This is a genomic window from Akkermansia sp. KLE1798 (assembly GCF_001580195.1).
Lineage (GTDB): Bacteria > Verrucomicrobiota > Verrucomicrobiia > Verrucomicrobiales > Akkermansiaceae > Akkermansia > Akkermansia biwaensis.
Genome location: NZ_KQ971070.1, coordinates 1 through 22,394, shown reverse-complemented (window position 1 = coordinate 22,394; position 22,394 = coordinate 1). Strand labels below are relative to the sequence as shown.

22 protein-coding genes are annotated in these 22,394 nt (G+C 56.5%); 3 read left to right on the top strand and 19 right to left on the bottom strand.

The window, feature by feature from the left end:
• Window positions 1–360 precede the first annotated feature (360 nt).
• The 9 genes from HMPREF3039_RS02320 to HMPREF3039_RS02280 all read right to left on the bottom strand — a co-directional run bounded on the left by HMPREF3039_RS02320 (window position 361) and on the right by HMPREF3039_RS02280 (window position 6,611).
• Window positions 361–681, bottom strand: coding sequence for a DUF3820 family protein (locus HMPREF3039_RS02320; RefSeq protein WP_067570442.1), 321 nt, complete (start codon window positions 679–681; stop codon window positions 361–363).
• A complete protein-coding gene (locus HMPREF3039_RS02315; protein WP_067570444.1) occupies window positions 674–1,378 on the bottom strand; it encodes an alpha/beta fold hydrolase in 705 nt (234 codons plus the stop codon). Before HMPREF3039_RS02315 ends, HMPREF3039_RS02320 begins: the two co-directional genes overlap by 8 nt.
• A gap of 15 nt (window positions 1,379–1,393) precedes the next feature.
• Window positions 1,394–1,999 carry a MarC family protein gene (locus tag HMPREF3039_RS02310; protein WP_067570446.1) on the bottom strand — a complete coding sequence of 202 codons (606 nt, stop codon included), beginning with the start codon at window positions 1,997–1,999 and terminating at the stop codon, window positions 1,394–1,396.
• A 36-nt stretch (window positions 2,000–2,035) separates the two neighbouring features.
• Entirely contained in the window at window positions 2,036–2,545 is a 510-nt protein-coding gene (locus HMPREF3039_RS02305) for a GNAT family N-acetyltransferase (protein ID WP_067570448.1), read from the bottom strand.
• A gap of 94 nt (window positions 2,546–2,639) precedes the next feature.
• Entirely contained in the window at window positions 2,640–3,047 is a 408-nt protein-coding gene (locus tag HMPREF3039_RS02300; RefSeq protein ID WP_067570450.1) for a hypothetical protein, read from the bottom strand.
• Complete coding sequence (locus HMPREF3039_RS02295; protein ID WP_067982526.1) at window positions 3,044–4,081, bottom strand: GDSL-type esterase/lipase family protein; 1,038 nt, start codon at window positions 4,079–4,081, stop codon at window positions 3,044–3,046. The genes HMPREF3039_RS02300 and HMPREF3039_RS02295 overlap by 4 nt, the downstream gene beginning before the upstream one ends.
• On the bottom strand, window positions 4,078–5,136 hold the full coding sequence (locus HMPREF3039_RS02290; RefSeq protein WP_067570454.1) for a hypothetical protein: 1,059 nt from the start codon (window positions 5,134–5,136) through the stop codon (window positions 4,078–4,080). Before HMPREF3039_RS02290 ends, HMPREF3039_RS02295 begins: the two co-directional genes overlap by 4 nt.
• Window positions 5,133–5,705 carry a hypothetical protein gene (locus tag HMPREF3039_RS02285; RefSeq protein WP_067570456.1) on the bottom strand — a complete coding sequence of 191 codons (573 nt, stop codon included), beginning with the start codon at window positions 5,703–5,705 and terminating at the stop codon, window positions 5,133–5,135. The genes HMPREF3039_RS02290 and HMPREF3039_RS02285 overlap by 4 nt, the downstream gene beginning before the upstream one ends.
• 117 nt (window positions 5,706–5,822) lie before the next feature.
• Complete coding sequence (locus HMPREF3039_RS02280) at window positions 5,823–6,611, bottom strand: Hsp33 family molecular chaperone HslO (RefSeq protein ID WP_231863820.1); 789 nt, start codon at window positions 6,609–6,611, stop codon at window positions 5,823–5,825.
• A gap of 518 nt (window positions 6,612–7,129) precedes the next feature.
• Here HMPREF3039_RS02280 and HMPREF3039_RS02275 point away from each other — a divergent pair.
• A complete protein-coding gene (locus HMPREF3039_RS02275; RefSeq protein ID WP_067570460.1) occupies window positions 7,130–7,633 on the top strand; it encodes a peptidylprolyl isomerase in 504 nt (167 codons plus the stop codon).
• Window positions 7,634–7,719: 86 nt separating this feature from the next.
• The gene (locus HMPREF3039_RS02270; RefSeq protein ID WP_067570462.1) at window positions 7,720–9,696 is read left to right on the top strand and encodes an ABC-F family ATP-binding cassette domain-containing protein; all 1,977 of its coding nucleotides are present in this window, start codon (window positions 7,720–7,722) and stop codon (window positions 9,694–9,696) included.
• Window positions 9,697–9,799: 103 nt separating this feature from the next.
• Here the strand turns inward: HMPREF3039_RS02270 and HMPREF3039_RS02265 are convergent, their stop codons facing one another.
• The 8 genes from HMPREF3039_RS02265 to lepA all read right to left on the bottom strand — a co-directional run bounded on the left by HMPREF3039_RS02265 (window position 9,800) and on the right by lepA (window position 20,904).
• The gene (locus HMPREF3039_RS02265) at window positions 9,800–10,240 is read right to left on the bottom strand and encodes a PEP-CTERM sorting domain-containing protein (RefSeq protein WP_167506793.1); all 441 of its coding nucleotides are present in this window, start codon (window positions 10,238–10,240) and stop codon (window positions 9,800–9,802) included.
• Between the two features lie 262 nt (window positions 10,241–10,502).
• Window positions 10,503–11,390: a DMT family transporter gene (locus tag HMPREF3039_RS02260; RefSeq protein WP_067570466.1), complete on the bottom strand. Its 888-nt coding sequence runs from the start codon at window positions 11,388–11,390 to the stop codon at window positions 10,503–10,505.
• Between the two features lie 199 nt (window positions 11,391–11,589).
• Complete coding sequence (locus tag HMPREF3039_RS02255; RefSeq protein ID WP_067982532.1) at window positions 11,590–12,384, bottom strand: LamG-like jellyroll fold domain-containing protein; 795 nt, start codon at window positions 12,382–12,384, stop codon at window positions 11,590–11,592.
• 447 nt (window positions 12,385–12,831) lie between these two features.
• Window positions 12,832–14,247 (bottom strand): cysteine--tRNA ligase, encoded by a 1,416-nt coding sequence (gene cysS, locus HMPREF3039_RS02245; RefSeq protein WP_067570472.1) that lies wholly within the window; start codon window positions 14,245–14,247, stop codon window positions 12,832–12,834.
• A 119-nt stretch (window positions 14,248–14,366) separates the two neighbouring features.
• On the bottom strand, window positions 14,367–15,923 hold the full coding sequence (locus HMPREF3039_RS02240) for a beta-N-acetylhexosaminidase (protein WP_067570474.1): 1,557 nt from the start codon (window positions 15,921–15,923) through the stop codon (window positions 14,367–14,369).
• A gap of 114 nt (window positions 15,924–16,037) precedes the next feature.
• Window positions 16,038–17,780 carry a sulfatase family protein gene (locus tag HMPREF3039_RS02235; RefSeq protein WP_067570476.1) on the bottom strand — a complete coding sequence of 581 codons (1,743 nt, stop codon included), beginning with the start codon at window positions 17,778–17,780 and terminating at the stop codon, window positions 16,038–16,040.
• Window positions 17,781–18,049: 269 nt separating this feature from the next.
• The gene (locus tag HMPREF3039_RS02230) at window positions 18,050–19,024 is read right to left on the bottom strand and encodes a thioredoxin family protein (protein ID WP_067951881.1); all 975 of its coding nucleotides are present in this window, start codon (window positions 19,022–19,024) and stop codon (window positions 18,050–18,052) included.
• An 80-nt stretch (window positions 19,025–19,104) separates the two neighbouring features.
• The gene (gene lepA / locus HMPREF3039_RS02225; RefSeq protein WP_067570480.1) at window positions 19,105–20,904 is read right to left on the bottom strand and encodes a translation elongation factor 4; all 1,800 of its coding nucleotides are present in this window, start codon (window positions 20,902–20,904) and stop codon (window positions 19,105–19,107) included.
• Window positions 20,905–21,165: 261 nt separating this feature from the next.
• On the opposite strand from lepA, the gene HMPREF3039_RS02220 reads away from it, so the two are divergent.
• On the top strand, window positions 21,166–21,369 hold the full coding sequence (locus HMPREF3039_RS02220) for a hypothetical protein (RefSeq protein WP_067570482.1): 204 nt from the start codon (window positions 21,166–21,168) through the stop codon (window positions 21,367–21,369).
• An 18-nt stretch (window positions 21,370–21,387) separates the two neighbouring features.
• Here the strand turns inward: HMPREF3039_RS02220 and HMPREF3039_RS02215 are convergent, their stop codons facing one another.
• On the bottom strand, window positions 21,388–22,023 hold the full coding sequence (locus HMPREF3039_RS02215) for a GyrI-like domain-containing protein (RefSeq protein ID WP_067570484.1): 636 nt from the start codon (window positions 22,021–22,023) through the stop codon (window positions 21,388–21,390).
• Between the two features lie 100 nt (window positions 22,024–22,123).
• Window positions 22,124–22,394: PEP-CTERM sorting domain-containing protein (locus HMPREF3039_RS02210; protein ID WP_147550011.1), on the bottom strand; the 271-nt coding region annotated here is incomplete at its 5' end.

Below are 22,394 nucleotides of genomic sequence, written 5' to 3'. Positions count from 1 at the left end.
TTGTTTTTGCCGGCGGAGCATCATGACGGCGGAGAACCCTGCATGATGCGGATTGCCGCGGCTCCCGTCATTTCTGAGACCAATGGACGGCTTTTTCTGAGTGCCGCCGATAAGAAAAGAGGGAAGACAAGAGACGGCTCATACCTGCTGAATGAGGCCATTTTGAAATATTGCGAGTGTGAGGCCATCCCTGGCACTGGCAAGGCGCTTCCCGCCATGCGGAAGGAAAACCGTATTGCCATCTCCGGAAGCGGGTTGCCGGAGATTCCCGCCGTGGAGAATAGTTTTTGTATACTGGATGCAGTTTGCGGCGGTAGAGACAAGCTGGAAAATCAGGCCTGTCCCGCAATCCGTGCAGCATCATTCATTCTCAAAATCCCACACGCGGCGGCGGGCGTTCTTCTTTGTCCTGCCGCCGTTAGCCTTCCGGAAAGGGTCGAAAAGGTTGTCCAGCCCGTTCCCTTTCAGGAGCAGGCATTGCTCCATCAGGCGTCCCAGTTTCCCCTTGGGAAACCCCTTGGCCTGGAACCATGCCAGATATTCCTGGGGCACATCCATCAGGGGGCATCCCTTGGGCGGGTATTTGGCCGGACCGTACATGCCGAACGGGATGTGGGTCTGGGCTATTTCCTCCACCAGTTTTCTCAAATCTTCCGCGTCCGGGATTCCTGAATCATTCATAAGTTGCAGTGATTAGTTGTTGCAGGCATTCCGCCAGCTTTTCCGGAGTTTCCAGGGGAATCCGGTGGCCGGCATGGGGGATGATCGCCGCCTTGTCCCCGGCTGCCCGGCGGGCAAGGGCGGTGAATTTGGAGTCCCGTTCCCCGGCTATCCACAACTGGGGGACGGGCGATTGCTTCAGAGAAGGGGCCAGGTCCGCCTGTGCTCCCACGGACCAGTCGATGAACGCGCGGGAAATGGACCTGCGCCACGGCTTCAGCAGGGAACGGTCGCGCCCTTCCTCCCCCCGGAAGACTCCCTGGGCATCCCATTCCCTTAAAAAATCCTCCCACGGGGCGGAGAGGCATTTGACGGCCCATTCCGCATCCGCGGCGCGGCGGGCAGCCTGTTCCGCTTCATTCTCCAGGCCGGGATTGGCGCTGACGAACGCGGCTCCCTTCCAGAGGGGGGGATGCGCCAGAACCGCGTGCATGGCCAGCCTTCCTCCCAGGGAATAGCCGCAGATATGGGGGTGCCTGTCCTGCGCGGCGATTTCAGAGCAAAGCACGCGGCCCATTTCGGGAAGGCTTTTAGGGCAGCATTCCAGGTATTTCCAGAGGTTCAGGGCGCGGGATTCGATTCCGTTGGAACGCAGCGCGTCCATGACGGGCTTCCAGTCCGCCGGAGATCCCAGATTGCCGTGAAGGAGCCAGAGCATGGTCGAATTCCTGTTCTATTTGACGCCGTATCCCGCCAGGCCATTCATGAACATCTGGACGGAAATCATGATGAGCACCATGCCCATCATCCGTTCCAGGGCGATCGTTCCCTTTTCCCCCAGCAGGCGGAGGAATTTATGGGCGATGAAAAGGACCAGTCCAGAAAGCAGCCATGCCGTGACAATGGCGGCGGCGTAAGTCATCTGGGAAATGCTGTCCGGACTCTGGGAGGCATGCAGCATGATGATGGCCAGCGAGGAGGGGCCTGCCATCAGCGGCATGGCGATGGGAACGATGAAAGGTTCGTCCTGCCCGGACGCATGGGCCGCAGACGTGAGCATATCCTTGGCGGGGAACACCATTCCCAGAGCCACGAGGAACAGCAGGATTCCGCCGGAAATATTCAGGGTGGCCGGTTCCAGACCGAGCAGGTTCAGCAGGAATTTCCCGGAGAAAAAGAACAGGAGCAGCAGGCCCAGAGCAAAAACCAGTTCCCTTTTCAGAATGGCCTTTTGCTTCTCCGGCGTGTATTTTTTCAGCATTCCCTGGATCATCGGCGCCAATCCCACGGGATCAATGACGATAAACAAAAGAATGACGGTGGAAAGAAAGTCCTGCATGGAATATCTTCTTTTTAACCCATGCGGAAGCGTCCGTCAAAGGCAACCGCCGGCAGCGGAAAAATTCCGGCGTTGGCGTACTATTTCCTTCAACCGTTCGGGAGAGAGAACCAGAGTCTGATAAACTTGGTCCTCCTGCCGGATGAATTCATCCTCCCGGAAGCCCAGGGAAAGGTACAGGAAACGGGCTGCGGAAACGCCCGGGTAAACGTGGACAAACACTCCGCGGTCCTGCGGCATGCAGGAAAGAGCCTCCCGTATCAGCAGGCTTCCGATGCCGCGCCTTCTGTATTCCGGCCGGACGGCCAGAAAACCGATCCCGCCGTACTTCGGGGAGAACGCCGTTCCTCCCGCAAACTCCCCCTCCACGCAGGCGCAAAGGGCCGTATTTCTGGCAATGCACCGTTCCATGGCGTCGCGGTGGTCGGCGGAAGTCATGCCGGGGAAATCGTCCCGGACGTCCGCGGCCATTTCCATCCAGGCGGCAAAATCCGCAGGCACGGCCGGACGAATGAAAGCCGGGGAATGGATGGGCTGGGAGGGCATCGGACGGCGGATAAAAAACCTATACTGCTTTTTGGAAAAGGCTGCAGGAAAGCCGGACCGGGTGCGCGGCTCTTCCGTGTTTTCTTTTCAAGGGCTACAAAAGCAGGTCCTGAATACTGTCGGAAGAAATAATGCCCGTTTCCGTGGAGGACAGCGTGCAAATGGCGTCCACCAGGTTTTCCTGGCCCAGGGCCAGCCCGGCTTCTTCCACAAGTACATCGTCGATGTCCAGGGAAGCGACGGATATGAAGGGAACTTCCGGCGCCGCAGGCTCCATCAGTACGGAAATGCCGATGACCCCGGCTATCAGCGCTGCCGCGGAGGAGGCCCAGATGCGGAAGGAATTCCACTTGAAGCTGCGGATGGATTCCACGGGAACGAGCTGGGTGCGTTCCTCTTCGGCAATACGCATCATGACCCTGCGGGCAAAATCATCCCCCGGAGCCGCCTGGGAGGCATGGCCCAGCAGTTGCCAGAGTTTTGTATCGTCCTGTTCGTTCATCGTGATTGTTCCATTGGGGGTTCTATTACAGAAACCCCGGAGGGGAGGAAAGGTTTCTTGGCCGCGTCATTTTTTCTTTCTTCCGCCGCCCTGCGGATGACGGGGGCGAGAACGGAGGCTATCCGTTCATAACCTGGAGCGGATGGATGCAGCCCGTCGGCGGAAAGTTCCTCCGGAACGCGGCCGGATTCATCCGTCATCAGCCGCCCCGGTTCCGTATAAACAAAGCCCTGTTCCGAGGCCAGGGCCTTCAGCCGAAGATTGATGGCGGCAATGCGCTCCGCCGTTCCCTCCCGGACGCTGTTGCGCGGGTAAAAACCCTGGAGAATGATGAAAGCTCCGGTGAGCCTGTTCCTGATTTCCCCGCATACGGCGCGGATGCCCAGCAGAATCTCTTCATCCGTGTTTTCCGCAAGATTGTTTGTGCCGATCAGCACCACGCATACGGCATTTGAGGCGGCGCCGTCCAGCTCGCCGTGGCGGAGCCTCCACAGGGCGTTTTCCACGCGGTCGTAGCCGAAGCCCAGATTGGCGGCCCTCATGCCTTCCGTGCATGCGGCCCAGGTTTCCGGGGACTTTTGAAGGATGTCGCGGTGCGGCTCGTCCACGGGATTTCCTCCCCAGAAATGGGTGATGGAATCTCCGATGAAGAGCAATTCCGGCTGCGTCTTCCGCACCAGGCGGCAGACCGCTTCATGCCGCGCGGCCCAGTCATAGATCAGGAAATCCCTGTTCTGGGTGCAGGGAATCAGCGTGGAGGGAATGGGCGGAACGTCGGGAATACCCGGCATGACGAAGGTTTCCGGTTCCCCAAGACCCTTTTTGCCGATAAAAAGACGGTAGCGTATGCGCGTTCCCGGAGGCGCCTGGATGGGAGCCAGGTACTGCCCTTGCGTGCACAGCATGCGGGGAGAATCCGCATTAAGGTCCACGCGGATGACGGCCCCGTCCGGAGCATGAACCGCGGCAAGTTCCAGTTCTCCGGCATTGTTCAAAACGGCGCGGATTTCAGGGGATGGAGGGACAGCCGTCATGATACGTCGCGCATGTGCTGCCGCATTTGCCTGCGGCCGATGGAGTCGGGATGGCGGCCTTCCTGCATGCAGTAATTGACGGGGCGGCTCTGGGAGGCCCCGTGCGGCGCACCGAGCCTTTTATCCGGTTCCGACGGAAGCAGGCGCACCACCCGCTTGTTTTTCCAGACCAGCCAGAGAACCACCAGGGAAACCAGTGCGGAGACATGCAGGATGATGCCCGCAACATTCGCCAGGGCGAAAGACATCCAGGCCTTCATCAGGACGTGCAGGTGGGATTCCGGGGCTTCCTCCGTCTCCAGGATGGTGATATTGGCTTCCGGGATGCTGTCGGGATTGTCCGCTTCCAGGGCGGGCAGTGCGGGCTTGGGAACGGCGGCCATGTTGGCTTCCGTTCTCCGGGCCAGGGAAATCATGGCTGTGACCAGTTCGTCCTGCGGATGGGTGAAGCGGGATGCGTCCTGCTTCACCTGGTAGAGCAAATCGCGCCGTCCGGTATCCCCCAGATGGGAGCTGAGGTCAGGATCCAAGGCTATCTGGGCGCTTTTGATATCCCCCATATGGAAATGCAGCAGCAGGTTGCGCTCCTTGTCCTTGAAAATCTGGCGCGCGATGGTGGGGGCGTTGACGGAGGGGGGGACCTTCTGCCCGGCGGCGAAGATGCTGACAAACAGATTGACGTTGTAGCGGTCCTTGATGAGCCGGATAAGTTCAATGACGTCGTTCCTCTCCACTTCTCCAAGCAGCTTTTGCGGATCTATCAGCCCTGTCGTGGTCCGGATATACTCCGGCAGGAAATATTCGTTCACATCCGTGAAATCTTCCGGAATGGGGTCCACGGCGGGGGAATCCGCGTCCGCAGGCGTTTCCGGAACGGAGGGAACCGGGGAAACGGCTGCCTCCACGGGGGGAAGGACGGGGGCGTGGCTTTCCCACCATGTCCCCTTCATCAGGGACTGCTGGTCTTTGGAAGACCATTTCAGGAGGGGAAGTTCTTGGGCGGGGGCCGTCAGGACCGCCATGAGGAACAGGGCCGCAGGCAGGAGCTTTTTCATGCCGCACCGCCTCCTTTCCTTTCCGGCGGAGGTGGCGGCGTAAGGCCGTACCTCATGGGATGCCTGACTTTGGAACGCGCCTTCCGGGCCACCAGGTGGACGGCGTCCTTCATGATGGAGCCCGCGGCGTGCAGCAGCATGCTTTCCCGGAGGGGGATGCGGGCTTTCATGATGGACTTGTTGATCAGGTCCGGTTCCACATAAGGGTCCAGTTCATAACCCCACATGAAGCACGCCGTATCCGTCCGCACATCCAGCACCAGAACCAGGAGCCACTGAGGATCGAGGGGGCCCTGGTGGTTGGGGAACCCGGCTTCATCCACCGTCAGGTGGTTCATCATCCAGAAGCTGTGAGGAATCAGGGAAAAGGGCTCCAGAATATTGGGAAAATAGACGGAAAGAAGAACGGGGGGAATGCGGCGTTCCAGTTTTTCCAGCAGGGCGTTCAGCTTCACCCGGTCCTGCTGGCGGAGCGCTCCCGCGTTGTCGCACACGCGGCGGTAGGGGATGGAATCCCTGCCGTATTTCTTGTCCAGATTTTCCAGGGAAAAGCCGCAGTGAGGGCACAATGATTCCGCCCCGCGGTGGAAATTATGTAAACACTTCGGACAAGTCGGCACGAGGAAAGTTTAAGCACGAATTTCGCTGCCGAAAAGGCTAATTGTCAGAAAGAAATCGTGTATGTCTCAATCTTCCAGATTTTCTCTCGTCACGCGGTAGATGGCGGCGCATCTGGGGCAGGTGATTTCCAGTTCATTTTCCCCCTGGAACAAATCTTTCTCCTTCTCCTGGAGCGCCTTGAGCGTTGGGAGTATGCGGTCCAGGGTACAGCCGCAGTAAAAACGGAAGCGGCGGGTTTCCAGCACGCGCGTATTTTCGTTTTCTTCCAGGTGGGCCATCTTTTCCTGGTTGAGGGAATTGAGCCATTCCTCGTCGGCGTCCGGCTGGGCCGTCACCATCGTATAGCATTCGTCTGGCAGTTCAATGCAGCGCGCCGTTCTCTGTTCGCTCTGCTTGTAAAACTCCTCCACCCACTGGGCAGGGGATGCACCGGGAATGGGAACGACGGAATAACGCGGCTCCTGACCCTTGCAGAGCATGGTGGAATACAGCGTATTCTCTTCCGGTTCTTTCACGTCCTGTGTGAAGACCCGGCCCACGACGGATTCCGTCAGGGATGAACCGGAAACGAACAGGTTGGCCACGACCGGAGTATTCAAATTGACCGTCCACGCGTGCTGTTCCGCCCACGGGCGGGCAACCATGTACAGCGTGAAATAGGCCATCAGCTCTTTCAGCAGGCTGTCGTAAATCTCTTCATTGCGCAGGCCGTACTGCATGAGATGAAGATAGTAGTCCGTAAACAGGGGTGAGAACTTTGCCCTAAGCGCCAGGCAGTTGCGTCCGCGCACAAAGATAGATTCAACCGTAACGAATTCTTCTACCATTTCTTCGCTCATATGATGCAAATTCATCCCTTTTACAGGGAAAATCAATCATGCCTCCTGTCATCGCCGGCTATCATGACAGGCCGGAATGGCCTGTTCCGGGGAAATTGCGGGTATGTTACCCTCCTGAAAAGGAAGATGAAAAAGAATTCTTTCCGGAAGTACCTGGCGAGTTCCTTTTAATGATGGAACGGTTAAACAAGGGGGGGCAGGAAGGGAGGAAAGCCGGGAAGCTTGGGGATTTCCGGGACGCCGCGTTCGGAATCGGGTATTCCCGACGGATGAACTAACATATTCTCTGGAGTGAGGATGGGACCGCCGCTGTCCCTGCGCCATTTCTTTTTTCATCCGTGAAATGCGGCAAATGGCCTTCCGCAACATGGACCGGAGGCGGCACCATAAAGAGGCGCGTAAACGCGCGACAAATCCCTGCGCACCAGCGTGGGAAAGTGAAAAGGAATTGCGAGGGACCAATAAGGAACAGGCCCTCTATTTGCACGCAATACAGCCTTTACCATGCCTTTCCATGCGTTTAACATGCGTGCATGGCAACCGACAAGAATATTACCATCCATACTTCCAAGGGAGACATCAAGCTGACGGTGTTCGCTTCCAAGACGCCCGTGACGGCGGCTTCCTTCCTGAACCTGGCTTCCCGCGGCTTTTACGACGGCCTCAAATTCCATCGCGTGATTCCGGATTTCATGATCCAGGGCGGCGATCCCACCGGAACGGGCATGGGAGGCCCCGGCTACCGTTTTGAAGACGAATGCCGCCCGGACCTCAAGCATGACGGCCCCGGCGTACTTTCCATGGCGAATGCGGGCCCCGGTACCAACGGCTCCCAGTTCTTCATCACTCATGTGCCCACCGACTGGCTGAACGGCAAGCACACCGTCTTCGGCAAAGTGACCGAAGGCCAGGACGTGGTGGACTCCATCAAGCAGGGGGATACTATTTCCCGCATCACGATTGAAGACGACACCGCCGACCTGTTCACGGAGCAGGCCGACCGCATCGCCGCGTGGAACAAGGCCCTCGGCAAATAAGGATTAAAAGGCAAACGGCGCAGGCGGCGCAGAAACGTTCTTGGAACGTTTTCCGCGCCGCCTGTCCCGGTGATTGACTCCGGCACATGGTTCTGGCCGTTCAAAATCTGCGCGTGCAATATGGAGCGCGCGTGCTGTTCAACGATCTCTCCTTCACGATTGAAGACGGGGAGCGCATTGCCCTGGCGGGGCATAACGGCGCGGGCAAATCCACGCTGATGAAATGCATTGCCGGCCTCAATGAGCCGGACTCCGGTTCCATCATTCATTCCAAACACTGCCAGGTGGGTTATTTGCCGCAGGAGGGCATTCACGTCCGGGGGCGCAAACTGGTTGACGAAGCCATGTCGGCTTTTGCGGACCTGATGGACATTCAGCAGCGTATTGATGCGCTGACGCAGGACATGGCCGGGCTGGATCCCCGTTCAGCCGCCTATTCCGAGGTGCTCAATGAAATCGGGGAGCTGGAACTCGTGCTGCACGCCCATGACACCGCCCGTCTCCGGCCGCGGACGGAATCCATTCTGCGCGGCCTAGGATTCAAGGACCGGGATTTCGACCGGGACTGCGGGGAATTCTCCGGCGGCTGGCAAATGCGTATCGCGCTGGCGAAGCTTCTTCTCCGGGAGCCGGAAGTGCTGCTGCTGGACGAACCCACCAACCATTTGGATATCCAGTCCCAGCGGTGGATGGAACAATACCTGCGCACCTACCGCGGAGCCATCGTGATCATCTCCCATGACGTGGCCCTGCTGGATTCCCTGGTTTCCCGGACGATCGCCTTTTATCATGGCCGTGCGGAGGAATATGCGGGGAACTTCTCCTACTTCCTGAAGGAAAGCGAGCTGAGGAAGGAAATCCTTCTGCGCCAGAAAAAGGCCCAGGACCGTGAAATAGCCAAAACGAAGGCATTCATCGACCGCTTCCGCTACAAGGCCACGAAGGCTTCCCTGGTGCAGTCCCGCATCAAGCAGTTGGAAAAAGTGGAACTGATTGAAGTGGAGGAAGACGATGCCGTGATGGACTTTCACTTCCCCACTCCCCCGGCGGGAGGCCATTCCGTCGTCAAGCTGGAAAAGGTCTCCAAAAATTACGGCCCCATTTCCATTCTGGACAACTTCGACTTTGAAATCGTCAAGGGCGACCGGATTGCCATCGTGGGCGTGAACGGAGCGGGCAAGTCCACCTTTTCCCGCCTTGTCTCCGGCGGGGAGGAACCGACTGCGGGCCGCGTCACGATGGGCCACCACACCCGGATCGCCTTCTTCTCCCAGACCCACGCCGACGATCTGGACCCGGACAAGACGGTGCTGGAATGCGTGGAAGCGGCCGCAACGCGGGAATCCGCCCCCATGGTGCGGAACCTGCTGGGCTGTTTCCTGTTCCGGGGGGACGACGTGCATAAAAGCGTGGGCGTGCTGTCCGGTGGAGAACGCTCCCGCGTGGCCCTGGTCTGCATGCTGCTGCATCCCGCCAATTTCCTGATTCTGGACGAACCGACGAACCATTTGGACATTCAGTCCCAGCAGGTCCTTCAAAAAGCCCTGGCCGAATATCCGGGTTCCTACTGCATCGTTTCCCACAACCGCAGCTTTCTGGACCCCATTGTTACCAAGGTGCTGGAATTCGTGCCGGGGGAAAAGCCGCGCCTGTACATAGGCAACGTATCCGATTATTTGGAAAAGGTGGAGCGTGACCAGGCCCTGGGCGTTGCAGCGCGTTCTGCCGCCGCTGGAGGAACGGAGCAGGGCGGCGGGGGGGACCGGAAGGCACGCAGGCGCATGGAGGCAGAAATCCGCCAGAAAAAGACGCGCCTGCTTCGTCCCCTCCAGGAAAAACTGGAAGGCCTGGAAGCGGAAATAAGCCGTCTTGAAACGGAAAAAACGGACATTACGACCCGTCTGAAACAGCCGGAAACAGCGGTGGACACGGATGCGGTGATGGAATTGACCATGCGTTTCCAGCAGGCGGACCGCCAGCTGGAAGCCTGTTTCTCCCAATGGGCGGAACTTTCCGAAGAAATTGAGGAGACGGAAGCCCGTATTGAGGCGGAAACCGTCTGAGGCAGTTTTTATCAAACACGGATTCCTGTGGAGAAATCCCCGGAAATGGAAAATCCGCTCCAGGCTTGGAGCGGATTTTCACAAAGGCTTTTATAAGATGAATTTATTTTTTGCGGCGGCGCATCAGCAGAAAAGCCATTCCGGCCAGATCTAAGGAAGCGGTGGCCGGTTCCGGGACAGCCAGGCCTTCTCCGGACAATTGGAAGTTGCTCATCAGCACACCCTGGTTGTTGCCGGTAACGCTGTCGGTGGAAGCCAGAAACACCAGGTCCTGGTCGATTTCGGCATCTCTTATTGCTGATACCTCTTCCGCCGTAAATGTCCTTTGAACATTAATGGAACTAGAAACAGAAAGCAGATTGTCTCCCGTTTTACTGTTGTAAGTAAGGGATTGCAGGGTTTCGCCCCCATTCATCAGGAAGAAGCTGAAGGCATGATTTTTGTTGTTGTTTCCTGCGGAAGTAAGCTTGAGATCAAAGGAAAAAGTCAAATCTCCGGTACATGTCGCCAGGGTGGAGTGAATGCCGCCTGCTACAGACGTCATGTTATTCGGAGAACCGCCAGTCACCAGAGTAACTCCGTCAGACGGACTAGTAGAGTCGCCGACGTTAACCATAGACAGGAAGTTGCATGGTATTTTTTCTTATCTTCCTGTTTATCCTACAGAATTTCCTTTTTCTCATCATTTAATGTTGATTCCAGATTTAGAATCCGGGGAAAGAAAATCCCTGCTGTTCTCTTCTATATATCAATATGTAAATGAATTCAGCGGTCTTTCTGGAAAGGGCCTTACTGATTTGCTGTATTCAGCCTTTTTTCCTGTATTCGGAAATCATGACGCCGCAAAGGGTCAGAAGAATCCCCGTCATGGAAATCCATGTCAGGGTTTCCCCCAGGATGAGAGCGGAAGCTATCACGGCCACGACAGGGACCATGTAAATGTAAACGCTGGATTTGACGGCTCCCAGCACTTCCACCACCCGGCTCCAGGCCAGGAAGCACAGGGCGGAGGCAAAGAAGCCCAGATACAGCAGGTTCGCGGCGTTGACGGGCCGGATGAACAGATCCCAGTCAAAGTTCACCGGTAGCAGGAACAGAGCCGGCACCATCATCACGATGCCGTAGAAGAAAATGCGGCGCGTGCAGGCTACCATGTTGGACGTATTGACACCGATTTTCTTCATCAGGATGGAATAAACCGCCCAGACAAAGGCCGCTCCCAGGGCCAGCAGGTCGCCTGCCGGATTCAATTCCAGAACGAAGGCTCCATTCGCCATGATGAGGAAAATGCCTGAAAACGCAGCGACAAAGCCCAGGAAGAATCGCGGCGTGAACTGTTCTCCCTTGATCAGGAAGTGGGCCAGGAGGGCTGTGAAGAACGGCACCACGGCCACGATAATTCCCACGTTGGAAGCCAGCGTGTACGTCAGGGCGATGTTTTCCAGCAGGAAGTACAGGGTGACTCCCGTCAAACCGGCCCCGGCGAACAGGAATTCCTGTTTCCAGCCGGAGAAAGGCATCCAGCGAGTTTTCAGGCACCAGAGAAAGGCATAGCCGATAACAAAGCGCGTGAAGAGCACTGTAACGGGTGTGAAGTCTCGCAGCAACACTTTGGTGGAGACGAAGGTTGTACCCCAGATCAGGATAGTCAGCAGGGCGGCAATGTGCCCAAGGGTTTTTTGGCGGCGCGGCATGAAAAAGGGGGCTGAAAAAGCTCGGCGCATTCTGTAGGCCCTTGCGGGCATGATCAACCACAAATATTCCTGAGCTCTGGAAAGGGCACTGATATTTCAGTCATGCCGGAATATTCGTCAGGGAGTGCTTTATTGCCGGAAAAGAAAAAGCCGTTTTCCCGTGGGAGAAAACGGCGTTGAAATTTTCAAAGACGGGAATCTATTTTCTCCTCCTGCGCATAAGCAGGGAAGCCAGCCCCAGCAGGCTCAGGGAAGCGGTGGCCGGTTCCGGAACCAGTTCGGCAGGCATGGCATTCTGGCTCAGGTAGGCGAAATCGTTGCCATTGAGCACGCCGTCATAAACGGCCACGTTGTCTATATAGACCTGGGAATTAGTAGCGGCATGTTCGCCTCCGCCTCTGATGCCGGTAACGAGGGTGGAATCTGAAAGACCGGTCATGATGGAATTGGCCAACTGGCCGTTTTTGTACACATTCATTTTGTCGCCTTGGAAGGTCAGACCCAGGTAATCCCAGTTGCCGGGATCTGTCTGGAAGAGAAGAGTTCCTTGCGGAATACCTATGTCGGCCCCGTTGTAAATCACCCACTGGTTGGAAGAAGTCATTTCCACCCTGATGGTTGTAGTGCCGAATGTGATGGAAAGAGCATTCTGCCAGACGGGATTGTTGCCGTTTTTCAGATGGAGGCCGACGCTGAACCCGGTGGAAAGGTTGATGCCGTCAATGCCGCTGCTGCTGCTGATATTGAATGTTCCGCCGTTGACTCGGTGGGCATAGCCTCCATCGGCAAGGGGAAGATCGTCTCCGCCCCAGTTGATGTATCCGGTTGTTCTGCCTATGGCGGTTGTTCCGCTTCCCAGATTGGTTAAATTCTGCCCATTTAAATCATTGAAATCCAGACCATAAAGTAGGGTGGAGGCATCGGCGTTTGAAGCCAGGAATGTTGCAGCCACCATGACGCTGGAGAAAAATATAGTCACCAAGCTTTTGCGCATGGCCGGATCAAAGCGAATTTGTAATCCGGATAGGATTTCAACTTAATTAAAAAAATATTTAAAGCCTTGCAGATGAAATTATTGAATATTCATTTCCATAATTCCTTCCTGTTTTATCAGATTTTTCTTTCGCTATTTTCAACTTTTCTAAAGTGCTTTGCATCAAAAATTTTCGTTGACTCCGGATTACAAATTCGCCTATTGAAAATAGTTTTAATATTTAATGAGATGAGAACCTTTCCGGAAAAAGACGGTTTTGTTTTTTGGGTTGTGAACCTGAAAGTCCGTTTAAAGTGTTTTAATTGAATTAATCAGTTAATTAATAAAACACGAAAGGAACGGTGCAGGTCAGCTTTTTTGGCCTGATAAAAAAGATCCGGGCAATACTGGGAAAGTATTGCCCGGATGCGTGATTGTCATTTAACAGATTGTCAGGAATATACCTTCTTAGCTCTTGACGATGTCATAGCCATCCTTCCGGTCCTTGATGGTCCAGCCCAGGGCCGTCACTTCCGCCCGGAGACGGTCGGCTTCCGCCCAGTCCCTGTTCTGCTTGGCCTGCCAGCGCTGTTCCGCCAGCGTGCGCACTTCCTCCGGTGCTTCTTTCTTCTCCTCTTCCGGCAGGATGATGCCGAAGGCATTCAGGATGAAATGGAACGCGTGCCGCATATGAAGCGCTTCTTCCGGAGACAGGGAGGGAACGTCCGCCTTTTTTATGGCGGTAAAAACGTGGCCCAGGGCTTCCGGAGTGTTCAGGTCGTCGTTCAGGCTGTCCCAGGCAGGCTGGAAAATCCCCGGTTCGGGACGCAGCGTGCGGAACTCGTCATAGGAAGGGACGGCGTCCGTTCCCGCGGCGGCCCGGAGTTGTGCGTCGAATTTGGCCATGCGGTTCAGAGCGGCTTTTGCATCCTCCAGGGAGGAAAGAGTGAAATTCAGCGGCCGCCGGTAGTAGCCGCCGGCCAGCACGTAGCGTACGGCTTCCGCTTTATGGCCCAGCTTCGCCAGATCTTCCAGCGTGTACATGTTGCCCAGGGACTTGGACATTTTGCCGCCGTCCACCAGCAGGTGGGCAATATGGAACCACAGGCGCGCAAAGCCGCCTCCGCAGGCGCAGCGCGATTGGGCTACTTCGTTCTCATGATGGGGGAAGACGAGGTCCACACCGCCGGAATGAAGGTCGAAATCGTTGCCGAAGTATTTATGGATCATCGCGGAGCATTCCAGGTGCCAGCCAGGACGTCCTTCTCCCCACGGGGACGGCCAGTAGTTGTCTCCGTCTTCCGGCCGGCGGCTTTTCCAAAGCACGAAATCCGCCACGGAATCCTTTTCATACTCGTCTGCATTGGAACGGGCGTTGGCGGTTTTGCCGAGGTCCAGTTCCCGCTTGTCCAGATGGGAAAGACTGCCGTATTCCGGGAAGGAGGAAATCCTGAAATACACGGACCCGTCTTCGGAAGGGTAGGCGTGGCCTTTTTCCACAAGGGCTTTCACCATTTCTATCTGCTCCGGAATGTGGGCGACGGCGGAGGGCTCCACGTGCGGCGGGAGGCAGTTGAGGGCCTGGCAGTCCCGGTGGAACTTGTCCGCCCATGCGGCGGTGAATTCCTCCAGAGTGACGGCCGCCTTGCGGGAGTCGCGGATGGTTTTGTCGTCCACGTCCGTCAGGTTGCGGACATGCGTGGTGGCCGTTCCTCCCAGTTCCACAACGCGGCGGAACACATCCTGCATGATGAAGGTGCGGAAATTGCCGATGTGGGCGGGAGCATACACCGTGGGACCGCAGCAGTAGAAGCGCAGCGTTTTTCCGTCCATCGGGGAAATCTCCTGTGCCTTCCGGGTGCGGGTATCGTAAAGGTGTAACATGGCGGGACGATTAGAAGGGAAGAGCCGCGTCCGGTCAAGCGGGAAAAAAAGAACGGGGACATGCGGTTGCCCGTGTCCCCGTCCTGAATGAATCGAATGGCTCTGAAAGGGTGGAAAAACTACTTGTCCGCGTTCTGCTGACCCTTCTTGTAGTTCTCGTTAATGCGGTCGATCTGCTCCTGGGTGATGAACTTTTCACGGTAGGGCTTGTTCTCGACCGTGCGTTCCAGCGTATAGCCGAAACGCTTCTGGAAGTGCTTCTTGTGGGTTTCCATCTTCTTCTCGAAGTCTTCCAGGCTGGGGCGGTTCTTGTGGTTGCCCCAGGCGGTTTCAGAGACGGCCATGGCCCGCGGATAGGTCATGTACATCAGCAGTTCCCCGGAAGGAATCCATTCCGCCCACATGCACAGGTTGATACCCTTGATATGCTTGACGTCGTTTTTGTCCCGTCCGTTGCGGGGATCGAAGTTGTAGCAGTCCTTGAGCAGGATGGGGCCGCCGCCGGGCCTGGCGCGTACGTCGTCCTTCGGGAACTTCATCTGGGTGCGGGCCAGGTAATACTTGTACTGGGGAGTGACGATCAGGTCGATTCCCTGTTCCTTCGTCTTGTCGATGCACCGGGGGAATTCTCCCGGCAGCCAGGACATAACGGTTTCTCCCTTGTGGTAGTAACCCTTGTTGATGTCATACCACAGGATGGGCTTTTTCTTGTTTTTGGCCAGAAGGGCGCCCAGGCTCTTCGTGAAATCGCTCATCTGGGCTTCCACATCATCTCCCTGGCCCTTCTTGGCGCGTGCCGCCTGGCAGTCCGGGCACTTCTTCCAGTCGCCCATGGGGCATTCGTCCCCGCCGATGTGCACATAGTCAAAGGGGAAGATTTGTTTGACCGTGTCAAACGTGTCCTTGATGAACTTTTTGGTTCCCGGTTTCTGGGGGCAGATCAGCTTGGAGGAAACGCCGCCGTGCGTCCATACCTGGGCGCGCTTGGTATTGCAGCAGAATTCCGGGTAGGAGGCCGCCAGTGCCATATTATGGCCGGGCATTTCCACTTCCGGCAGTACCTGGATGCCGCGTGCATTGCAGTAGGCCACCAGATCCTGGAGCTCCTTCTTGGTGTACATGCCTTCATTGGCCAGCAGGGCGTTCCCCTGGTTGGGCGGGGCGGAGGGGCGAACGGCCCCGATGGTACGGAGCTTGTCGTAGCCCGGAACGGGCAGGCGCCAGCCCTGGTCTTCCGTCAGGTGCAGGTGCAGGACGTTGTACTTGTAGTAGTGCATGGCGTCCACAAAATTGTAGAGTTCCTTCATCGGGTAGTGATAGCGGCCCACATCCACCATCATGCCGCGCCAGCCGAAGTCCGGCGCATCTTGGATGCTGCCGCAAGGCAGCCCAGACGGAGTATCCGAGAGCTGGTCCTGAAGCTGGAGGAGGGTTGCCATGGCCATGGCTTTTCCATTGGGCGTGGTGTAGCGCAGTTCCACGCCGCCGGGCGTAAGCTTCATGGTGTAGCCTTCATTGCCAAGTCCCGAAACTTTCTGTTCGTTCAGGATTTTGAGGTTCTTGGTAGTGCCGGAGGCGGTCGTCACCTTGACGGGCTCCGGAATGATGTTGTAGGGGTTGGTTCCGGCCCAGCAAAGGGAGCATAGGAACGCCGCCGCAAATAGGAATGCTTTCATATATAGTGACTGGTGTCAGGTCTTGTTTGGTTTGATTGGATGTTGGCTGTTGTAAAAATTGTGCGTCGCCATGCGGCCTTTTTCAGATGCGGAACAATGGAGTGGAGAGGCTTTTCAATTCTTGCCGGTTCCGCAGTCCCATCTGGGGGTGACGGAGAGCTTGCCCGTGGCTCCGGGAAAACCTTCCGGAACCTGGCAGTCCTTGCGGAGCTGCTGATACAGTTTTTTGAGTTCCTTCATGGTTTCCACATACTCCGGCTTGGCATGAACGTCCATCATCTGGGCGGGGTCCTTGTGGTTGTCGAAAAGCATCCATTCGTCGCTGGTCCAGAGGTAGGAAAGAGTATAGCGTTCCGTACGGAGGCCGTCGTGGCGCGGAGCGTTGTGTTCCCCGGGATTTTCATAGAAGGCGTAATACAGCGGACGGTCCTTGAAGTCCGGGTGTTCTCCCGTCTTGAACAGCGGCGTGAGGCTGCGCCCCTGGAAGGTGGACATGTTTTCCGGGGTGGCGGCTCCGGCCACTTCACAGAAAGTGGGGGCGTAGTCCAATTCCTGCACCATGGCGTTGGAACGCACGCCGGGCTTGATGTGCCCCGGCCACTTCATGATGAGGGGCATCCGGAAAGATTCCTCGAAAATCCAGCGCTTGTCGTACAGGCCGTGTTCACCCATGTAGAATCCCTGGTCCCCGCAGTAAAGGACGATGGTGTTTTTTTCCAGGCCGTTCTTCTTCAGGTAATCCATGATTTCCCCGATGCTTTCATCCACGGAAAGCACGGTGCCCAGGTAATCTTCCATGTAATGGCGCCAGCGGCGGAGCAGGATATCATTCTTGGTCTTGATCTTGCCGCTGCGGATGTCTTTCACAAGCTGGAGGGTGCGGGCCTTGTGGTAATTATACCAGGCTTCCTTCTGCTGCGGGTCCATGCGCACCCATTCCGGCATTTCCCAATCGTACTTGGTGTGCAGGGTTTTGGATTCAGGGCACGACAGCATCTTCTGGATGTCTTCCGGAACCACTTCCTTGATCAGGTGTTCGTCGGACCACACATTGAAATGGTTGAGCAGCGTCTGTTCCGTCATTTTCAGGAATTCCGGACGGTTGGCGAAGTCGTCTTCCAGATTGGCGGGCGGATCGGCAAGATCCGCATACTGCTTGGCGCGTCCCAGATTCTGGATGGAAGGGCACCAGCAACGGTGGGGAGCCTTGTGGCCCACGACAAGCATGAAGGGCTTGCTCTTGTCACGCTGGTCCAGCCACTTGAGGCTCTTTTGCGTGACCAGTTCTGTTGCATAGCCGGGTTCCGTCTTCACCACGCGTTTGCCGTCCTTGCCGGGCGTGATGAAATCCGGGTTGAAATAGTTGCCCTGGCCGGGGAAAATTTCCCAGTAGTCAAATCCGGTGGGATTGGACTCATATTTGGACATGTCTCCCCTGGTATTCGGCGGAATGGCTTCCAAGTGCCATTTGCCTACGATGGCCGTCTGGTATCCGGCCTTCTGAAGCATTTTGGGAAAGGTGGGCTGGGAACCGTCGAAAGGAGCGGCGTGTTCATTGAACAGGTAGCCGTTCATGTGGGAATGGCGGCCCGTGTAAATGCAGGCGCGGGACGGTCCGCAAAGGGAGTTGGCGCAGTAGCTGCGGTCGAACACCATGCCTTCGTCCGCCAGCTTGCGGAAATTCGGGTAGGGCATGGGAGAATCTTTTTCACAGGTGCCCAGGGTCTGGTAGGAATGATCGTCCGTGACAATGACCAGAATATTGGGCCGTTGGTCTTCCTCCTTGGTCTGGGCGCTGAATGCCAGGGAGGCGGAGCAGGCCGCCAGCAGCAGGCCGTTCGTTAGATATTGATGCATGGGATATGACAATATAGTGAAAAAATACCAGGAAAGAGGCAGTGCGGAGAATTTCCCGGCGAGCGGTCCTCCATGAAATGGAGACATTTGAAATACACTAGCACTCCCCTTCTCTCTTGCAAGGTAAAAAGCAGACCAGAGGGACGCTGTAATGACATGGCCAGTCTGAAGCGATATCCGGCTATGTGTTTGATTGGCCGGAGCCAGTAGCCGGATGGAGAAACTCTTCCGGAGAAAATTTCAATTGGGAAAGGAGGGAATGAAAGAAACTAGAGCCTTCCGGTCGCGGGTGCGGAAGCCTTCCGCGCCGCCTTTTGATCCAGAACCCATTTCCTGTCTTCCTCGCTAAGGCTTCTCAGGGAGGTTTTATTCTGGTGGCCGTCGAATTCCTGAAGCCAGATGGCCTGATCCTTCTCCGAATAGCGGGAAAGTTTGGCGAACAGGGTATTGCCGTTTGCCCCGGTCCAGGTCCTGTAGCCTTTGGGGATCAGGGTTTCTTTGAATTTTTCATACTGCTGGTTCGCCAGTTTGACGCTGTTCTTGATCTGGTCGAAATAAAGGCGGCTTTGACCGTTGTAATAACCGCGGAGGGTATCCACCTTGGTGCCGTCCGGAGACATGATCAGCAGGACGGGCGTGCCCCTGACTCCGAACAGGGAAGGGGCCTTGCTGACATAATCCTTCATCCGCTTGCGCTTTTTGGCGTTCGGCTCGCTTTCAAATTCTTCCGCCTGGTCATAGCAGACGCGGATGATATTTTCCTTGGCCCATTCCTCGAACTCCCGCGTATGGAGCAGGTCCGCAGCCAGCTTTCTGCTGGGGGGGCTTCCCTTGGAATGGTGGAACCAGATCAGGATGGGATAGCCGGTTCTCTGGGCTTCCCGGAGGGCGGACGAATAACTCTGTATCCACCGCTGGTTTTCCTTCTTCCGCGTGAAGGCTTCATCCAGGCCGGGAATGGATGCGTCTGAATTGTAGGGGTCCGTGAAAAACACGGCGCCGCTGTCCGCACTTGCCAGCATTTCCTCCTGGGTGGAGGCGGTCAACTGGGTGGCCTGCTGCGTTCCGGGGCCGTTCCCCATCAGAGAAGGGGGAACGTTGGCGATGGATGCGGCCAGATTGTCCTGAAGCTGTTCGGAAAGGCTTTTCCGGACTTTCGGCTTGTTTGCATCCGGAGACGTCCCTGCACAGGAGGCCAGGAGAAACGACGTTATTATGAGCATGAAGGGCCTGAACAAACTCATGCCTGATCTGATAACATAACGGAAAGCCTTCCGCAACAGGAATTCCGGAGTCTTGAAACCGAACTCCGGAAAGGCTGCCGCTAGTCTCCAGTTTTCAGCACCTTGATGAAGGCTTCCTGCGGAATGTTGATTTTCCCGATGGCCTTCATGCGCTTTTTCCCTTCCTTCTGCTTTTCCAGAAGCTTGCGTTTGCGGGTCACGTCGCCGCCGTAGCATTTGGCGGTGACGTCCTTGCGCATGGGGGAGATGCTTTCGCGGGCAATGATCTTGCCGCCGATGCAGGCCTGGATGGCGACGGTGAAAAGCTGGCGGGGGATGACGTTTTTCAGCCGTTCCGCCAGTTCCCGGCCGCGGGAGGCCGCCTTGTCCTGATGGACGATCATGGAGAACGCGTCCACCGGTTCCCCGGCGATGAGCATGTCCATCTTGATCAGCTTGGCGGCCTGGTAGCCGGAATATTCGTAATCCATGGAGCCGTAGCCGCGGGTCATGGACTTGAGCTTGTCGTTGAAATCCACCAGGATTTCCGCCAGCGGTACGGTGCAGGTGAGCATGACGCGTGTATCGTCGATAGTCTCCGTATTGTCCACACTGCCGCGTTTCTCCAGGACGAGCTGCATGATGTCCCCGATGTATTCGCCGGGGAGCATGATGAACACCTTGACGATGGGTTCCCGGATCTCCTGGATTTCCTGGGGTTCCGGGAGCAGGCTGGGATTGTCCACCTGCATTTCCTCTCCGCTGGTCTTGGTCACTTCGTAGATCACGGAAGGATACGTGGAAATGATGTCCATGTTGAATTCCCGGCGCAGGCGTTCCTGGATAATTTCCATGTGGAGCAGGCCCAGGAAACCGCAGCGGAAGCCGAAGCCAAGGGCTACGGAGGATTCCGCCTGGAAAGAAAAGGCCGCGTCATTGATCTGGAGCTTGGCCATGGCGGCCTTCAGCGCTTCAAAATCGGAGGAATCCACCGGGTAAATGCCGGAAAAGACCATGGGCCGGATTTCCTTGAAGCCGGGCAGCGGTTCGGGGCACGGGCGCATGCAGTCCGTGTAGGTATCCCCGATCTTGACGTCGGAAGCGGACTTCATGTTCGCGATAATGTAGCCCACGTCCCCGGCTTCCAGCGTATCCGTTTTTGTCATTTTGGGCGTGAAAATCCCCACTTCCTTGACCTCATACACTTCATCCGTGGCGAAAAGCTTTACCTTCATGCCCCGCTGCACGCTGCCGGAGATGACGCGCACATAGGACACTACGCCGCGGTAGGCGTCATAGACGGAGTCGAACACCAGGGCGCGCAGGAGACCGTCTTCCTCCGTTTTGGGCGCCGGTACCCGTTCCACGACGGCCTCCAGGATTTCATCAATGCCGATTCCCATCTTGGCGGAAGCGTGAATGGCTTCCTCATGGGGAATGCAGACGATGTCTTCCAGCTGGCGGTACACGTTGGGAAGGTTGGCGCTCGGCAGGTCGATCTTGTTGATGACCGGAATGATGGCCAGGTTCAGGTCCATGGCCAGGTGCATGTTGGCCAGGGTCTGGGCTTCCACGCCCTGGGCCGCGTCCACGATGAGCAGGGCCCCTTCGCAGGCGGCCAGGGAACGGGACACTTCATAGGAAAAATCTACGTGGCCGGGAGTGTCCAGCAGGTTGAGCTTGTAGGTTTTTCCGTTCTTGGCCTTGTAAAAGATGGTGACGGGGTGGGATTTGATCGTGATGCCCTTCTCCCGTTCAAGGTCCATGGCGTCCAGAAGCTGGTCCTGCTTTTCCCGGTCGGAAATGGTATTCGTCTTTTCCAGCAACCGGTCGGAAAGGGTGGTTTTTCCGTGGTCGATGTGTGCGATGATGGAGAAATTGCGAGTCAATTCAATGGACATGATGCTTCCTTACTCTTCTAACGTGAGTGCCCTGTGCGCGGCGAGGGTAACACAGCCTTCCTCCCGGTCAAGACCGGAGCATGACCGCCGCACGGTTTTCACCGGCTGCGGCGTGAATGCCCGTTCCAGTACGGGGGAGGAAATCCGTCATTCATGACAGCGCGTGTCCGGTGATATTGAACAGGAAGCCGGAACAGCGGCTCTCAATGCGTGAGGGGCGTGCAGAAGAGGCCGTCCGGATCAATTCTATTTTTTAAGCATATGAAATCATTCCTGGCAGCTGTTTTAAGTTTGTTCGTCCCCGGTCTGGGTCAATTGTACAAGGGGCACTTCGTCCAGGCCATTGTCTGGTTCCTGGTGGTGGGCGCGGCTTACGGCCTGCTGTACTGGTTCGTCTTTGCCCTGGTTCCCATTGTCCTGCATATCATCTGCATCCTGCAGGCCTACTTCATCGATAACGAATAGGAAGCGGGAAGCGCGGCATTACGCTTTCAGCACTGGAAGGCGCAATACGGTTTTCAACCGTTCCGCAGGAGTCTTGCGAGGGTCCGAGAGATAAATCTCATGATGTGCCCGCACACCTGATGTATCCGGGCGCAGCCCCGACTGTTCCATGAAAACATGCATGCGGGCCAGCGTGGCTGGTTCATCGTCATAGGAACCCGTGTGCAGGCATTGTACGCAGAGCCCTTCCGCAAAGGAGGCCATGCGCGCTATTTCCACGTTCAAATGGGGCTTTTTCTTCATGGCGTTACTGCGTGCGTACTCAAATGCCTCCGCAGTGATGAAGCCGGGCTGGCGTATCATGGAAGTCCAGCGGAACGTATTTTTATCTGCGGAAGGGTTTTGCCCCGAATTCCACCAGAGCCCTTCCAGGGGAGGGACGATGTATTCCAGATAATCCGGAGCCGGGAAAGCTCCTTTTTTCCCTCCCATCCGGACGGCGTAGGAAAGGGTGTACAATAATTCCAGGGCGTGTGAATACTCTCCGTCCGGAGCATTGGGATCGCCCGTGCCGTCCACCATGAAAAACTGCATTTCCGGCACGTCCACCACGGCGGGAACGGCAGAGGGAAGATAAAGGCGCCTGTCCTGTTTCTTGTAATCCAAAGGGGGCATGGAAGCATGCTAACGGCAGAGGGGAGCTTATGCACGACAAAAGAAGGCCGCCTCGTTTACGGGACAGCCTTCCATATATAAGGAAAATGAAAGAGCCGGTTCAATTCCTGCGGCGGCGCAGCATCAGTGCGGCTAGCCCCAAAAGGCTCAGGGAAGCCGTAGCGGGTTCCGGAACCGCCAGTGTTCCTTCCAGGGAAACATCATGGACGGTTCCGTTGTTGCCGTTATTGCCGCCCGAACTACCGATGACGGCATAAACCTTGCCGTTGCCGTTTGCCTTCATGGCCGCGAGCTGTTCATCAGTCAGATTGTAGGAAACGTTCCATTCGGAGGCGTCGTTGCCCCTGCTTCCCCTGCAGAGTTCCACCAGG